This is a genomic window from Haloarcula sp. DT43 (assembly GCF_037078405.1).
Taxonomy (GTDB): domain Archaea; phylum Halobacteriota; class Halobacteria; order Halobacteriales; family Haloarculaceae; genus Haloarcula; species Haloarcula brevis.
This window is the reverse complement of record NZ_JAYMGZ010000001.1, coordinates 1,240,136-1,255,775: the sequence shown is the minus strand read 5'-3', so window position 1 is coordinate 1,255,775 and position 15,640 is coordinate 1,240,136. Positions and strand designations below refer to the sequence as shown.

At 54.9% G+C, this 15,640-nt stretch carries 16 protein-coding genes and 1 tRNA gene; 5 read left to right on the top strand and 12 right to left on the bottom strand.

The window, feature by feature from the left end; translation table 11 throughout:
* Positions 1 to 21: 21 nt before the first annotated feature.
* The 12 genes from VI123_RS06760 to VI123_RS06705 all read right to left on the bottom strand — a co-directional run bounded on the left by VI123_RS06760 (position 22) and on the right by VI123_RS06705 (position 12,115).
* Positions 22 to 1,245: a hypothetical protein gene (locus VI123_RS06760; RefSeq protein ID WP_336337262.1), complete on the bottom strand. Its 1,224-nt coding sequence runs from the start codon at positions 1,243 to 1,245 to the stop codon at positions 22 to 24.
* A 273-nt stretch (positions 1,246 to 1,518) separates the two neighbouring features.
* The gene (locus VI123_RS06755; protein WP_336337261.1) at positions 1,519 to 2,508 is read right to left on the bottom strand and encodes a hypothetical protein; all 990 of its coding nucleotides are present in this window, start codon (positions 2,506 to 2,508) and stop codon (positions 1,519 to 1,521) included.
* Positions 2,501 to 3,334, bottom strand: a complete 834-nt coding sequence (locus VI123_RS06750) for a hypothetical protein (RefSeq protein ID WP_336337260.1) — start codon at positions 3,332 to 3,334, stop codon at positions 2,501 to 2,503. Before VI123_RS06750 ends, VI123_RS06755 begins: the two co-directional genes overlap by 8 nt.
* On the bottom strand, positions 3,331 to 3,885 hold the full coding sequence (locus VI123_RS06745) for a hypothetical protein (RefSeq protein ID WP_336337259.1): 555 nt from the start codon (positions 3,883 to 3,885) through the stop codon (positions 3,331 to 3,333). The genes VI123_RS06750 and VI123_RS06745 overlap by 4 nt, the downstream gene beginning before the upstream one ends.
* A 22-nt stretch (positions 3,886 to 3,907) precedes the next feature.
* Positions 3,908 to 4,069: a hypothetical protein gene (locus tag VI123_RS06740; protein ID WP_336337258.1), complete on the bottom strand. Its 162-nt coding sequence runs from the start codon at positions 4,067 to 4,069 to the stop codon at positions 3,908 to 3,910.
* A complete protein-coding gene (locus VI123_RS06735; protein WP_336337257.1) occupies positions 4,069 to 5,889 on the bottom strand; it encodes a hypothetical protein in 1,821 nt (606 codons plus the stop codon). Before VI123_RS06735 ends, VI123_RS06740 begins: the two co-directional genes overlap by 1 nt.
* Before the next feature lie 39 nt (positions 5,890 to 5,928).
* A complete protein-coding gene (locus VI123_RS06730; protein WP_336337256.1) occupies positions 5,929 to 6,327 on the bottom strand; it encodes a hypothetical protein in 399 nt (132 codons plus the stop codon).
* On the bottom strand, positions 6,324 to 6,695 hold the full coding sequence (locus tag VI123_RS06725; protein WP_008313104.1) for a hypothetical protein: 372 nt from the start codon (positions 6,693 to 6,695) through the stop codon (positions 6,324 to 6,326). Before VI123_RS06725 ends, VI123_RS06730 begins: the two co-directional genes overlap by 4 nt.
* Before the next feature lie 166 nt (positions 6,696 to 6,861).
* On the bottom strand, positions 6,862 to 9,252 hold the full coding sequence (locus VI123_RS06720) for a TPR end-of-group domain-containing protein (protein ID WP_336337255.1): 2,391 nt from the start codon (positions 9,250 to 9,252) through the stop codon (positions 6,862 to 6,864).
* A 152-nt stretch (positions 9,253 to 9,404) separates the two neighbouring features.
* Positions 9,405 to 11,192 (bottom strand): hypothetical protein, encoded by a 1,788-nt coding sequence (locus VI123_RS06715; protein ID WP_336337254.1) that lies wholly within the window; start codon positions 11,190 to 11,192, stop codon positions 9,405 to 9,407.
* Positions 11,193 to 11,705: 513 nt separating this feature from the next.
* Complete coding sequence (locus tag VI123_RS06710; RefSeq protein ID WP_336337253.1) at positions 11,706 to 11,849, bottom strand: hypothetical protein; 144 nt, start codon at positions 11,847 to 11,849, stop codon at positions 11,706 to 11,708.
* A gap of 194 nt (positions 11,850 to 12,043) precedes the next feature.
* Positions 12,044 to 12,115, bottom strand: a tRNA-Ala gene (locus tag VI123_RS06705).
* Positions 12,116 to 12,324: 209 nt separating this feature from the next.
* Here VI123_RS06705 and VI123_RS06700 point away from each other — a divergent pair.
* Genes VI123_RS06700 through VI123_RS06680 form a run of 5 tightly spaced genes read left to right on the top strand, consistent with a single transcriptional unit; the run spans position 12,325 to position 15,636 of the window.
* Positions 12,325 to 12,918 (top strand): DUF7287 family protein, encoded by a 594-nt coding sequence (locus VI123_RS06700; protein WP_336337252.1) that lies wholly within the window; start codon positions 12,325 to 12,327, stop codon positions 12,916 to 12,918.
* Positions 12,918 to 13,505, top strand: a complete 588-nt coding sequence (locus VI123_RS06695; RefSeq protein WP_336337251.1) for a DUF7288 family protein — start codon at positions 12,918 to 12,920, stop codon at positions 13,503 to 13,505. The genes VI123_RS06700 and VI123_RS06695 overlap by 1 nt, the downstream gene beginning before the upstream one ends.
* On the top strand, positions 13,493 to 14,467 hold the full coding sequence (locus tag VI123_RS06690; RefSeq protein WP_336337250.1) for a DUF7261 family protein: 975 nt from the start codon (positions 13,493 to 13,495) through the stop codon (positions 14,465 to 14,467). The genes VI123_RS06695 and VI123_RS06690 overlap by 13 nt, the downstream gene beginning before the upstream one ends.
* A complete protein-coding gene (locus VI123_RS06685) occupies positions 14,460 to 14,900 on the top strand; it encodes a DUF7266 family protein (protein WP_336337249.1) in 441 nt (146 codons plus the stop codon). The genes VI123_RS06690 and VI123_RS06685 overlap by 8 nt, the downstream gene beginning before the upstream one ends.
* Positions 14,893 to 15,636, top strand: a complete 744-nt coding sequence (locus VI123_RS06680; protein ID WP_336337248.1) for a DUF7289 family protein — start codon at positions 14,893 to 14,895, stop codon at positions 15,634 to 15,636. The genes VI123_RS06685 and VI123_RS06680 overlap by 8 nt, the downstream gene beginning before the upstream one ends.
* Positions 15,637 to 15,640: the final 4 nt, after the last annotated feature.

Below are 15,640 nucleotides of genomic sequence, written 5' to 3'. Positions count from 1 at the left end.
GAGGTTAGATACATATGCCATTCACAATATGCTAGTGAATTCTCCAGGGTAAAGTGCCATAACTGCAGTCAATAGACCGATTACGGCCAAGAAAAATCGAGAAAGCCTCGCAGTCCAATCGGTACTTAGTATTACTGAAAAACCCCCAAAGGCAAACAATAAGCCACCATATGACACAATCATAAGCCGACCAGCCATTTGAGGGTCGGATACTTCTATCGCAATCTGTCCAGTTATTACTATAACAGCTATGATAGCAGAAAAGAAGCCGAGAAATTCCAAAAATGTGCGTTGAAAGTCATCACGAATATTATCAAGATCATCATTCAATTCAGTAATATTGGAGTCCGTATTTTCTATTTTGTTTTCTATTTCGCTAACCAATTCAGAAATTTCAACAGTTCTTTCTTCAAGTTTACTTTGTTGTCGACGAGTTTCGATGCGGTTCTCCATACGTCCAAACCTTGCTCGCAAATCGGAATATCTGGTACGAGATCTAGAAAGTTCACTGATTGCCTGAGAAATAGCAGCTTTTGCTGCATCGTGATTTTTATTCAAAGATTCTAATTGAGCTTTCACAACAAGATATTCAGATGGAATATTATCTGCTTCTAGAGCCCGGTTTATTTCATCATATCCCAATTTCAACAACTCATTTTCATTTTTTGGAATATTAGCGTTATCTCCAGCATAAGTGATATCATTTTCAACCATTACTGCAATGACTTGCGCAAGAACCTTGTGTAGTTCTGGATATTCTGGGTTATTTTTAGAATATTCAAAAATTGTGTCCAAAGAATTAGTTAATAAATCTGATTCGCGTGAATTCAGAAGAGAGAGAGCCATAATTTTCCCAAAATACGGTTGATCACCGAAAATAGATTCATACCTCTCAGCTAGTTTCCTCATACCTTCATAATCATCCAACTCAAAATGCAATTTAGAGAGTAAATAGAATATATAGAATCTGTAATCATCATCCGGTAGGTCTGTGGGATTGGCAGCATCTCCTTCTAATTTATAAGGAAGCATCTTCATCGGGTTTGGACCTATAGAAGAACTATAACTAAGCACCATTTCTTCACTAACACGATCCAAGTAATATACGAATATAGGAGAGGTAATCGAATACCCATATTCTGATACCAATCTATTTAATCGATCAATAACAGTATCGACATCCATCGGATTACCAGATCCATTAATAAAAAAGACTGATGACTCAATATAACCTATCTTATCCATACAGTCAGAGATAACCTAGCTGATTATAAAATCACATACTAAGAACCCATCAGATAATCAGCTGGAATTATAAACCTGTTCCACATCAAGATTGCCCCCGTCGCTCCGCTCGGGGGCGTGCGCTCACAGGCTCGCTCGACCCCCCATGTGAGGGGGGCGCTTCGCGTCGCCGTTCGCTTGTGGTGTTGGTGTAATCAAGAGACACAACGTACCCAACCACTGAAAGCGGTGGGTCGGCGGGTGGGTGGGCGACGTGATCGAGGAGACCGTCGGCTACGTTGTCGGGCCGAGTTCTTCCAGACGGTCGCCGAAGTGGTCCCAGTTGTCGAAGCCGTGCCACACGTCAGGGTCGAGATCCCACTTCCAGGAGGCAACGTCGTCCGGGTCGTAGCTGTGAAGGGTCGGTTCGAGGTCTGTCAGGTCGGCATCGAACAGCGGAGAGTCGGGCCGGTCTGCCTCGCCGTCCCAGTTGGTGTAGAACTCGACGACATCCGGGGCTGATTTCCAGAACGCCAGGTTGGTCAGTCGCTTGCACTCTGGGACGACATCTTTTCCGGTGTGTCCGACCGCACCGACGACCTCGACACCGAGTTTGCTCATAGCTTTCAGCGCGGGAGCGTACTGGGTACTCACTTCGCGGCTGTAGACTCGGGCATCCATGTATCGGCTGGCTTCGTCAAGGACGAACGTCTTCGGAACGTCGCGGTTCTCGACGAGGAGCGTCATCAGCTCGTGCATCGAGGAGACGTAGCGGTCAGCGCCTTCCCAGGTCTTGGAGTTCGAGATGACCAGCACGTCATCCCATACTGCACGAGCCATATCCGAGGCGAGCAGGAACATCGTGTTCGTCTTGCCAGTGTTGGGTCGGCCCGCAGCGAGAACTGTCGTCAGTGTCCCGTCGGCGTCGAGCCGATCCATCAGGCGAGCAGTCACCGTCAGCGACGACGCGTCGAGTTCCTGTTCGGTGATGCCGACGAGGTAGGAAGCGAGCGACCCGTTGCCGTTCTCGATGGCGCGGGTAGCCGCTTCGGTGTGGTACTTGGACTGTAGAACGTCGGAGAGTGCGGTCTGTCCGAACGACCGGGAACCGCTTACCTCAGCACCACGGTCGAAGAGTGAGGAGACGAACGACAGGGTTGCTCGGTCTGCGTCATCAGCCACGACGCCGGTATGCTCGTGCAGTGACTCGCCGCCTTCGATGTTACCAGCAACGACCTCGTTGAGTTTGGCTGCCGTTAGCAGTCTCTCGTCGGAGTCAGTCATCAGCTGAAACACCTCCGTCGCCAGCACCAGCGAGGTCGGTGAGGTCCTGGTCGAGGTCGACGCGGACGCCCGGAACATCAGATTCCGGAGACTCGTCGTCCTCTGTGTGTCGAATCTTCCGGTCGAGTCCGAACTGTTCGATGGCCGAATCTATCTCGTCGGTCAGTGCGTCACCTTCATCGGGCAGTGTCCCGCGCTCGAATGTCGAGACGATACGGAGAACCGCCTTTCTGGTGGCGTTTCGGATGATCGTAAACGCTTGGGCTTCGATGGCGAAGCCACGCTTGGCATCGGCTTCGAGTTGGCCGCGACACTCTTCGACGGCCTGGAGCGTACGCATCAGCTCCCGATCGGAAAGCGTGCCGCGCCAGCAGCCGTCGACGGTTTGATCTTCGAGGTCGACGTTCTTGCCGAAGGCGAGATTCGGACTCACCCAGTCGAGTTGGCCGTCCTCGACGGACCACTCGCGGAACCGTTGTCCTGGTGTGCGGAAGATTCCGCCTTTCGTGTGACGGGCATCGATGTCAACGAGCCAAATGTAATTCGGGTCCCACAGCAGCGACCGGACTTTCTTCCCGGTCGGTCGCCCGACCAGCGGAATAGTCACGAGCGCACAGAGTCCGATCAGTCGCAGGCTTCGAGGGAGTTCGTAGCCGAGTATCGACGCGATGACGAACAGGACGATACCGACACCAGAGGCTATCAGCAGCAGGTTGTTCGTGAGCCACCGGAACAGCCGATAGGTACGGCTGTGATCTGGGCCGGGGTCGGCGTTATGTGCCATCTCGTCGCGGTCGAGATCGGGATTGCTCTCGTCGTCGGTCATGCCAGTCGCTCACCTCGCTGGGCCGAGCCGACCTTCGCAGAGACGGCTTCGTACAGGACCGCGATTACAACGCCGAGCGCACTGCCAAGGGCAGCGTTGCGAACGTCCTCACCACTCCATGGACCGGTGATAATGAACGAATTGGGCTTGCGGAGGTAGTGGAACCGCTGTTGTTCGATGGACTGCTCAGTCCAGAGTGTGACGCCACCGCTGGATGGAACTCGAACAGTCGTCGTCGTATCTGCGTCAACGACAGCAGCACGGAATGAGACGCTACCCGCTTCCGAGCCATCATCGACCTGCGGGGCGACACTGACGACTTTGTACTCGTCCGACCAGAAGTCGATCAACATTTGGCCGTCCTCGTAGCGGTAGTCTGTGACGACAACGTTCTCGTCAACGACGAGTTCGACATCACTGGGTGCACCGTCCGGTGCGGAGACGTTCGTCGAGGTCGCCGTCTCGTTCGTTGTTTCCTGCGCTGCCGCTGGTGCAGCGAGAGCGATACAGCTGACGATCAGTATCAGGAGTATGGGCGTACGTAGGTTCATGCTCGAAAAATCTGCGTGTTGGTCACCAGAACCAGTCAAGCGAGGGTTCCGGGAGCCAGGACGACACCAGATCGATGGCTGGCCCGATCACGTCGACAGCCCCCGAGAGTTGCAGCGCGACAAGTGCGACCAAGACGAGCCACACGTCCCGAGGGATGAGCTTGAGAGCCAGCCAGTAGACCATCAGTTGTTACCTCCCGTCCGCCGCTGGCTCACGGCGTAGAGTGCGCCAACGCCGAGCAGTACCAGTACAAGCGAGGAGGATGAGCCACCGAGCAGGCCACCACCAGCCGAGCCACGAAGGTTCTGCTTACGCGCCTCGATCTCCGCTCGGCGCTTCGCCAAATCCTCGTACTGCTGTTTGAGTTCGGTGACGTTCGTGGTCTTGTACGTCGTTTTCTCGATTGTGACGTTCTGGACGGCCTCACCGTTTGTCGTGGTGATCTTGTCCACCGTGAAGTTACTCTGTAGTTCGACGATTCGGTCACTGGTGACGACGTACTGCGTGCCGCCGATCTGGTTGGGGTTGTAGGTTGAACCGTTCTCGAACTGACCGCTGGCAGGGTTTTCCTGCGAGAACAGGACGCCTTCGTACTGTGTCCCGGATTCAGTGGTCACGTTGAAGCTCCCGATCTGGTCGAAGTTCTCCGGGGAGTTCTGTCCCATCAGGGTCAACTGTGCAGCAGTCCAGCCCTGGAAGTCGTCGCCCGCAGATTGTTCGGATGCCAGTACGTAGGGGTCAACGAGATCGCTATTGTTGATTTCACCACTCTGATAGGCTGAATAGGTGTTTTCTGCCAGTGTGTCCATCTCACTTTGGACTTGGGTGTTTTGACTCTGAATTTCAGACCACTCATTACCGAATTTTGCCCATGCCAACGCCATAGCGGCCTGATCCGTAGTATCGTGAGGTTTGGTCTTGAGTCCGTCCACCGTCACCTCACACGAGGTACAGCCAGAGGCGTGGCCCGACATGGAACCATCAGGTAGCGCACCGCCAGAATAGCTGTTAGCCTCATTCTGGACGGTGTTTTCGATAGAAATGGAGATGGTATTACTCTCGACCGTTGTTCCGTTGACTGTGGTGAGTGTAGTGGTTCCAAGACCTGTGAACGTGGTTTTGGCGTCATTATCTGATACTGATTCGTTCACAGTCTGGTAATTCGCGGACACTCCCGAGGTGTCACTTGCCAACTGCCGGTTCTGGACGAACAACTCAGTGGTAATCTGCCACTGAGTATTCAGATTCTGCTGTTTTACTGTGTAGAAGTCTGCTACAGCCTGTTTTGCGTCCTGTTTTGCGGCTGACTTGCTATCCCCGTTGTTCAGGGCCTTGATATATGCGTTCTTACCGATAATGCGGGCCTGAGTCTTGCTATCGGACAATTGGTTAGACAGCGTGGTGTGGTAATTGTCGTTCGATGCCTTTTGATTCAGCGTGGACTGGTAGATTTCCAGGCGAGTCTCTTGAGCGTCTAACCCCGTCGTGTTGACGGTTGTACTACCCGGTAGCGGGGTTCTGTCGAGTTGAAGTACCTGGGGCATCACCGACTCCCCGATCTGCTCGCTCAGGTCGTAGGTGAATCCGGGGTCTCCACCCGTGTCACCGAGGAATTTGCCGTCATCGCCGGGAGTCCATGCGTCTGTGACTCCTCCCTTAGACATGGACACTGGACCGTCAGCGCCCTCTACCTTCACGGTGAAGGACTCATACGCACCTGCATTTCGGAAATGTGCGCTGTTTTGAGAACCGCTGACGGTCTTTTTTAGAATCGCCGTGTTGTTGCCAGCAGGCGATTCGTCCGTAATCACGGTGATGGTCGTCTCTGACGATACGTCAAACAGATCAATCTTGACCTTGTGCGGGCCTGTCTCGAAGGTTTTCGTAACTGGACTGGAGTCCGTAGCCGTCTCCGTCGACTGTGCCAGCGCGGGGCCGACACCAGTAACGACTGCCGACAGGACGAGCAGGCCAGCCAGCAGGATCGAGCGTGCGTGACTCATCGGGGTTCACCTCCGAAAGAATAGCGTCGTGTCATCGGTTTACTGAACAGCGACTCCCCAGGAGACGACCGTGGCGAGGAAGGCGAGCTGCATCCCGAGCGGGTCGCCCAGGGAAGTGAGGAAGTCGTTCACCGCTGGCAGGTACTCGTTGCCGAGGATGACAGCGGGACCCAGTGCGATGGCGATCTTCTCCCAGCTCTCGTAGTACTCGAACTGCTTTGTCTCGGAGCTGGCAAACGCCGCAGCGAAGGCCCCGAGCGAGATCAGCAGCGAGTGCTGTGTCGTCAGCGTGTACGACAGCCACGGGAGTTCGACCGTCGTGATACCGCCGAACTGGTAGAGACTGGCCGCGACAAACGCCACCGACAGCATGGCGGGCAGACTACGGATGTTCATGTAGTCGCTCACCATGTCGCTCGCGCGATTCTGGTAGCTCATTCAGGCCCTCCAGCAGGGAGTTCCCGGACCTTCCAGATGTCGTACTCCTGTTCCTCGCCGTCCTCGTTCGTGAACGTACTCGTCTGTTCAGTATGCTTGATACCGACTACGTCGCCCTCGCCGAGGTCGTTGTCGTCGAGTGCGTTGTCGATCTGGCTGTTCGACCACATGGCGACCACGTCGCCGATGCCACGGGCCAGCTCGATGACGGTCGTGTCGTACTTGCCGCAGTTGGGCGTGAGTTCCCGAATCTCACCGACGACCGATTCGCCGGGTTCGAGATCGATCCACTCCGAATCGTAGTCGTCAGAAGTGCTGTTGTCGACCGGTTCGAGATCGTCGAAGGATGGCGTTTCCTGAGTTGCCATACAGGAGAAAAATTCGCGGGTTGGAACTAGAAGGGGTCGCTCGCCTCGGTGAAAGTATTATATTTAGGGATGTACTTATAAAGGAATTTATTACGATAAATCACTGGGGTTACTTTTGATATTCCGTATAATGCGAGGTAATATATTAGAGCTTCAACAATATGCGCTATTCAGACTTCTGCATAATTTGTTCAAATTGTTCATTATCCCGAATATTATCTAAATCACCATCAGATGATGCAGATTCTAAATATCTATCGTCTATCTCCACCGCTTCTTTCAGACTTTCTATGGCTTCTTCCTTGTTATCAATTAAAGAGTGTGCACAAGCCCTGTTATAATAGTAATTTGCCGAGATCCCTTCCGGAAGGTCAGATATACTAATTTTTTCATAGATCTTTATAGCCATGCTGGGGTGACCAGAATCAATCAGCACCTTTGCAAAATTCAATTTTTGGTTTGGCCTAATATCATCTGAATTAACAAGTTTATTTGCAATTTCTTTGGATTTTTCATATCTTCCAATCTCGTTTAGGCCCTGGATCGCTCGTTCAAATGCACTGAGAGAATTTTGCGGATCAGGGAGAGCCTGTTTAATATTCTCATAGCCTTCTTTATCACCCAAATCTAGCTGAATTAAACCTTTTATAACAAAAGGAGATATCCAGTCTGGTTCCTCATTACAAAGTTCATCTAACAACTCTAAAGCATTTTCTGAATTGCCTCTATCATGTTCTACCTCAGCTTTACGTAAGTTTGAGAGTCTATTACGAGAGTTTATATCAATTGCTTTATTATAATGTTTGATTGCTTCCTCATAATTTCCGTTATCTTTGCACTCTTCTCCTTCAATTACATACTGATAATCTGACTCCAGTTGTATTTTAAATCCAGCTGATTCGAGCGTGTTTGCGATTTCATCGATCTTTTCACGAGTTTGTTCATCACATTGGGGTATGATTGCGGTAAATCCACCATCTAACCATTCTATCTCACATCTAAAAGAGAATACATTTTGGAGCTCTTCAGTGTACGGCCCTCGCGGTTGGTCAAATATTAAATCCTCTAATGTATTATGTGTCGATTCAAACGGTACTGTCTGAAAATTAATAAATAGCCGATGTTCTTGTGATGTCTCAGATTGTGACTCAACATCAAATCGAGAAGGTTGATCAGAATATGCCCAAATCCGGTCATTGTTGGTAAAAATACTTTCAGCAAACTTTGAGAATATATTTGATACCAAGTGGCCCTCATTTCCTTGGAAAAAGCTGATATCGTTACCTGGTGTATCCATTGAGGCCACATAGTATCTCAAGTATAAGCTGTCAAACTGACTGCCAGCAAAGGAGATCTTCTCATCAGAGTTATCAACCACATCTAACTCAATCAGTTCGTTAAGCTGACTATGTATCTCTTCTTCAACACTGCTAGGGCTCTGTCTACCGAGCTTGCCAATGTTATCAAGTAGGTTGTATTTGAGAAATTGTTCGGGTTCTGTGTTAGGAAATTCTAAAGTAGACGTTAGAATTTGAAGTTGTGAGGGTGATAAACCCCCAATTTTATTTGCTATCTCGTGATGACCCTCTTGTCGGATACCCTCAAGTTCTTCAAGCACATCATCTAAAACCGGTTTTGAAAGTTGTATCTTTTCGTCATTTTGCTGAAGACACCTACGATACATGTGGTGACTAATCAAATTTATTTCGTATGGGGAACCGCCAGTAATTCTATGAATCTGAGCAACTGTGTCCCTCTCAATTTGTTCTCTCCTATCACTTGAAAGAGGCTTTTTAATACATTCCTCGGTTTTCTCGATATCTTCAAAATCATCAACCTGAATATTAACAAAAGATCGGGGAAGAGGCGAAAATGTATCACTTAGATCAGGAAACATATCTTCAGTCCCGGATAAAACTAATATATACCCATCAATATCTGTGAATATGTTTCTTAATTTCTGTAATAATGCGGTGTTTTCCGCGAGCAAATCACACTCATCTAACAAGATAACGATCGTACTCATTCCAGCCTCAGAGGCCTCCTGATGCAGTTCTTTCAGATCTTCTTTTAGAACTCTCTGCGTTACCGTTTCTTGTGTATCCTGCATTTGTGCACCAACATAGGCACTACCAAAACCAAGTGGAATATCATACCTAGCTTCAAAATCAACTGAGTCAAGAACATCACGGAACTTCTGATAGATTTCACCCGTACGCCCACCATACATCCCTCGATTAGCACCATTTGTCATTATGGAGTCGATCATCTCTGAAAAAAAGCCGATATCATTACTAACAATGTCTTCATTTAGTGGCATTTTCACAGTAAGGAAGTCTAAATTGTCAGCAAATTGTTTAGTGAGGTTCATTAAGCTAGTTTTACCAGATGCTCTGGAGCCAGTTATTGCTAGATGATAGTAAGATGGATCTTCCGTATCTGACAGTTGCAAATACTCTTTTATTTTTTTCCTTTCCTCTTCTCGATCCGCGAACTTTTCCCGGGTTTTTATTGGAGAGCCGAAATCATAAGGATTGGACAGTATTTCGTCAGGCATGATTTAATTACAAAATTATGGCGTAATAACTCTCCCGACTAGAACTATGGCTTTTTGCTTTATTTTTATCTTATTCGATGTAGTTTAAATACTAATATTAATGCTAATATAGTCCGGTGATACCCGTCCGAGATCTTATTCTGACTGTATATTCACATAGAGGCGCTGTCGGTAAATTTAGCAACTTGTTCAAACTCACTATTATTCTCACCTAGTTCATTACTGGGAAGATCCCAGTACGAATATGCTCCAATATAGTCAATAACACACCGAAATGTGGGATCTTTTGGCAGCGTTGAACGTACTTGTGGACGTTCCACTTCAGAAATAGCCCGCTCTACAGCAGCATCAAGGTTATCAAGGTTGGTCCACTGCCGGCGTGCAAGGCTATCACGGATTTCACTCTCAATGGAAGTTTTCACTGAATCAAGCGAACACCAGCGCACGGCTTCACGTACGTCCGGATCTTGCAGGTGGTCGCTCGGGTCGATCCCCTCCGTAATCGACCGTGAACATGACCAGAAGCGCCGGTTTGTCACCCAGTACAACGCGAGCTTCCAAGTAGCCGCTTTATCATCATAATTTTCCCGATCTTCGTCACCCTGCTCAAAGGACTCCGTAGCGTCAAGCAGCGAACCAAACGTCGCACTCAGGTACTTTCCGAGATACGCGCCAGCGGTTGATTCCTTCTCGTGGCCGTCATCGCCAAACTCTATCAGCTCGTGTGACCTGGTACGGTCGCGTACCCAGTCTTCGCCGTGATCGTGGTCGCCGAAGCGATACCAGTCGACGAAGCCTTCGTCACTCTGGAACTCTGGTTCCAGCTCGTCGAGGTCGTCGCGGTACGTCAGCGGGTACACGTCGACGATCTCGCCTTGGCCGTAGTCGGCCCATTTCTCGGCTACTTCCGGCTTGTCGCACAGCCACGGCAGTCCGTCTTGCTGGCGGGTCGGCACGTCGAAGAACAGCACATGCAGGTGCGGGTATCCTTTCTCAGTGAACTCCAGGGCCTTGATGTAGTCCGGTCGGTCGCGCGGTCGCCCGGTCACGTCGTCGTCGAGGTCGGGACGCCAGCCGGGAACGCTCGGGTCGCGGGTATCGGCTTTCGTCGACGGGTCCGAGTCGAAATACGACAGCAGCCGGTTGAAATTCTCGTTTATCGAATCTATCCCGTCAAGCAGCGAGTCTTGGCGCTTCGGGTCGGTCGTCAGCGTCACCAGGACGGCGTTCTCAGCGTTTTCGTAGCCGTATTCGAGTGCATCATTGAACCGGGCAAACTGCTTGGAAACGCGGCCTTGGTCGTTGAATCGGGTCTTGTAATCCTTCGTCATCCGCTTGGTGGACTCGCCACCACGCCGGTCGACGAAGTGGACATCGAACAGGAGCTTGTAGTCTTTGATGCGATTGAGGTAGGATGTAAAACCGTCCTTCAGTAGCTCCCGGAGGTCATCGTCTACAGAATCGACCTTAGAGAGGTAGTTCCGGAGAAACTCCCTGTCGTACTTGATGCCCTCTTCGTTGGCTGTTTGAGTAATGCCTTCTGTAATCAAGTCAAGAAGGCGGAGGGTCGGGGTCACCATCAGAACCCCTGCAGACTCGGATTTCCGCACGTAGGGGTTTTCAGGGGCTACAAGATCGTCGATGAAGCGGTATGCAAACTGGTAGTCGGGGTCAGAGCCTTCGACGCGCTCGCATACTTCGGGTGAGACACCTTTGACGGCGTACGAAACAACGTGTGACAGCGGTGTACCCTCCGGATGCGCCGCAATAAACTTCGCTACGCGTACGCGATCTTCGTCGCGTTCTGTGAGAGTTCCATCGAGCAATTGACCGTGACCGAGAAGATCGCGCTCTTCGAGAAGGTCTGCTAAGACGGGAGTGTTACATCTATCGGCGAGGTCGAGACCGCCCAGGTGTCCCGGCGGCTCGACGACGCTCATTTGGGACCATCAGAACGGGCGTCCGTTCGTCGGCTGTCCAGTGTGTCGCCGTTGGGATTCCCCTCACCCTCCGGGTTCGGGGGAAACGCTCGGGCTTCCGGGTCGCCCCGCGTGGGGGCGCTTCCAGTTGGTCGAGCTGGTGCGGAGTGCGATTGGCGCTCGCCCTCCGGTCCGGGATGCTCACTCCGTTGCGCTTCCGGGCGTGCCAGCTCTCCCGCGCCCTCGCTTGTGGTGTCTGCTGAGGGGACACTGTAGCACTGCTTACAGCGATTGGCCTCCGCCGCAGGATGGTCGTCCCTGTTGATGCAGTTGTCTTGGCAGAGTGGACAGCGGTACTGGACGTAGTTCGACCAGTCCGTCATCGAATCACCTGCCCTTCTTTCGAGACGGCGGTAACGCCGGGTTCGTTGAGGCGATCAAGAGCGACCGAGCAGCGAGCGCAGGGGGCAGGTTCGAGTTCCGACGCGCTGCCATCGCACCATCGACAGCGCGGGCGGGCAGGGAGTTCGTCGGTCACTGCTGACCACCGTCCTCGATGCGCTCGATAGCTCGACGAACGTCGTCGTCGGTCGCCTCCAGGAGGCGAGACGCACGGACAAACTCATCACGAGCGAACGGCCAGTCGGCGGGCTGGGCGAGGTCGCGTTTAGGCGACACGCCGACCACCTCCGAGAAGTGTCAGAGAACCGGTCTCCCTCGGAACAATCGCGTGACTGCGAGGGGTGCATCCGGATTCCCTGTGAACTCTCTTTCTCCGGGGAGGGTTCTCGAAACCCGATTGTGCCGAAAACGGGGAGAAACGGCGCTCTCGCCGTGTTATTAATTCCCCGTGTACGACGGTAAAATAAGGATGGACTCGCCGGGATTTGAACCCGGGGCCTCTCCCATGCCAAGGGAGTGATCTACCTCTGATCTACGAGCCCTCGTGTGCAATGATTGCTTCCCGATGGGATTGCTTAAACCCATCGAAGCACCGGGACATAGAGAACCGGCCCCACGGTCATGGTTCAGACCGCAGTCGCCCGGCATCCATCGGGAACGCGAGTCCAGTAATCGGAGCTACAGGACGGCCATAATGGCTATAACGCCTGAGACCATCCCTACAGTAATCTCAGTTTCGTGAATCAGGTATATGAACGGTAGGAGAAACGGGACGCAGTCCGAGGACCGACTGCGCCAGAGCGAAAAGCGACGGCGCGGACAGACGACGCTGGACTTCGCAATCGGGATGAGCCTCTTTCTGAGCGTGCTGATATTCATCTTCCTGTTCATCCCCGGACTGCTGTCGCCGTTTTCCGCGGGCGTTCAGGAGGAGACGGTGACGACCGACAGGGTCGCCGACGGGCTCACGATGGGGATGCTCGGGTCGCCACAGCGGCCCTACGTTCTGGACGAGCACTGTACGCGGGAGTTCTTCGCCGGGAACGCGCCGCCGTCGGGGTGTGGCTACGAGTCGGGCGGGAGTCCGGAGGAGCGGGTCGGACTCGACCCGCTCCGGGAGAACGTGAACGTGACGGTCAGCGGGAACGCGACGGCGACGGCGGCCGCCGACGAACTCCTCTGCTGGGACAGCGGGAACCAGGAACTCGTCGCGGCCAGTGCCGGCTGTGGGACGGTCCTCGCCGCTGGACGGGCCCCGCCGTCGAACAACGACGCGTCCGTCACGGCCCTGCGAGCCGCCTCCCTGAACGGACAGGACGTCACGGTACGGGTGGTGATGTGGTAATGCGGGCACAGGCTCACACGCTCGAAGCAATCGTCAGCGGGATGCTGTTGCTCGCGAGTCTGGTGTTCGCGCTCCAGATGACGGCGGTGACGCCGCTGTCGGCGAGCACGTCGAGCCAGCACATCGAGAACCAGCAGCAGGCCATCGGCAACGGGGTGCTCGCGTCAGCGGCGGCGGAGGGCGCGCTGAAACCCGCCGTGCTCTACTGGAACAACAGCACGGCGCAGTTCCACAACACGGCCGGCGGGCGGGAGTACTACACGAACGGGCCGCCGGACAATCGGTTCGGGGAGCTGCTGGAGCGGGCCTTCGACCGGCGGGGAATCGCGTACAACGTGTACCTCCGGTTCCAGAACACGCAGGGGAACACCGTCACGACCCGGTACGTCTACAGCGGCGAGCCGAGCGACAACGCGGTGCGGGCGAGCCGCACACTCACGCTCATGGACGACGACCGGCTGCGGAACGAGGACGGCACGCCGAGCAGCATCCGGCTCGGGGACCCGGCGACCGACTACACGGTGTCGGACACCGGAGCGAACGTGTACAACACGGTCAGCGTGGAGGTGGTCGCGTGGCGCATCTGAACGACGACCGTGGACAGATAATCCTCATCGCGGCGCTGGCCCTGGCAGTGACGTTCATCGGGCTGGCGCTGGTCGTCAACTCCGCGATTTACACGCAGAACCTCGCCAGTCGGGGCGAGGTCGCCGGGAGCAACGACGCGCTGGAGATGCGGGCGATGGTGGAGGCCAACGTCGGGCGGGGCGTCACCGCGGCCAACAGGTACAACCACTCGACACAGACGGCGCTCGAAACCGCGTTGCGCGACAGCGTCCGGACCGTCAGCACGCAGACGGAGCGCCAGCGAGTCACCAGCGGGACGCTCGTGAACGTCACGCTGGCCGGGTCGCCGACCTACGGCACGCGGATTGCTCAGACCAACACCTCGCGGTTCGAGTCCGGCGAGGCGACGCCGAGCGCCGACTGGATGGTCAGAGAACGGGTCACCCGTCCAGGTGACGGGACGACCGCGACCAGGCGGTTCGTCATCAACGCGACGCAGCTCCCCATCTCGGGCAACGAGTTCGTCGTCACGGCCAACGGTACCGGTGGCAACCCGGAGTGGACGATGCGAATCTGGGGTTCGGTCGGCCCCGGCGGGACCGTCAACGTGGAGGTCGACACGTCGGCGGGCACGCAGACGTGTTCCGTCCCCATCGAGGAGCCGTACGCTCACATCGACGTGACCGGCGGGACGGTCCAGGGCGAGCCGTGTCTCGCGCTCCGGGGCGGAAGCTTCGATGGTCGCTTCGCCCACGGCGTCGGCGACGAGTACAACATCACGTACGCGGGGGGCGACGGGATACGGGGGAACTATTCGATGGTCGTCCGCGACAGCACGCCGGCCAACACGCTCGATACGGCCCCCGCGTCGCCGTTCAGCACGCCCGCGATTTACAACGCGACCGTCCGCTACCGCTACGCCACGTCGAACCTGCAGTACGACGCGAAGATACGGGTAGCCCCGGGTGAGCCGGATGCGTAATCGCGCCGTCTCGACGACGCTGAGCTACACGCTGAGCCTGGCCATCGCCTCGATTCTGGTGTCGGGGCTGCTCATCGCCGGCGGCAACTTCGTCGAGAGCCGGCAGGAGCAGGTCATCAGGGACGAACTCGACGTCATCGGCCAGCAGGTCGCCTCGGACATCGCCCGCATCGACCGGCTCGTAGTCGCCGCCGACGGCGACCCGACCGCGCGGCTGAACCACACGTTCCCGGAGCGGGTGAGCGGGAGCACCTATCAGGTCTCGATTGACGCCGGGGCCGCAGAACTCTCCCTCGAATCGACCTCGCCGGAGGTGTCGGTGACGGTCCGGCTCAAGAGCCGGACGAGCCTGGGCGAGTCCTCCGCCGGCGGCGGCGTGATAACCGTGTTCTACGACGAGTCGAGCGGGCAACTGGAGGTCCGAGATGGCTGACCGCGCCGTCAGCGAGGTGCTGAGCTTCGCCCTGGTGTTCAGCCTCATCGTGGCCTCGATAATCCTCGTCTCGGTGAGCGGGCTTGGGGCGTTACAGAACGCCCGGGACGCCGAGCAGATGGAGAACGCCGAGCGGGCGTTCGACGTGCTCTCGGACAACATCGCGGACCTCCACAAACAGGGGGCACCGAGCCGTGCGACGGAGGTCAGCCTCGGCGAGGCGTCGCTCAGGACCGGCGAGAACACGACGATATCGGTGCAGGTCCACGACGGCACGGCCCCCGTAGACGTCGGTAGCTGGGAGATACGGCCGATTGTCTACGCCGGCAACCAGGAGCGGGAGCTGGTGTACGAAGCGGGGGCGGTGTTCCGGACGAACCGGGACAGCGGGGTCCGACAGCGGTCGCCGCCGATAGTCGTCTCGGAGGAGCGCGTGCTCGTCACCGTCGTCGGAACGACCGCCAGCGACCAGCAGAGCCTGGGCGGGTCGACGGTGCTCGTCCGGACGAACCACCGGCACAGCAACGTCTCGTTCGCCGACACCGGCGGCAACGTCGAACACGTCAACGTCAGCGTCGACTCGACCCCGCAACGCGAGGCGCTCTGGCAGTCGTACTTCGAGAGCGAGGGGTTCACCTGCGCGGCCAACGGCTGGTGTAACTTCACGGCCCCCTCGGGGGAAATCGGACGGACCTACGTGGTCTACCACGACATCGCGGTCGACGTCGACCAGTGAGCGG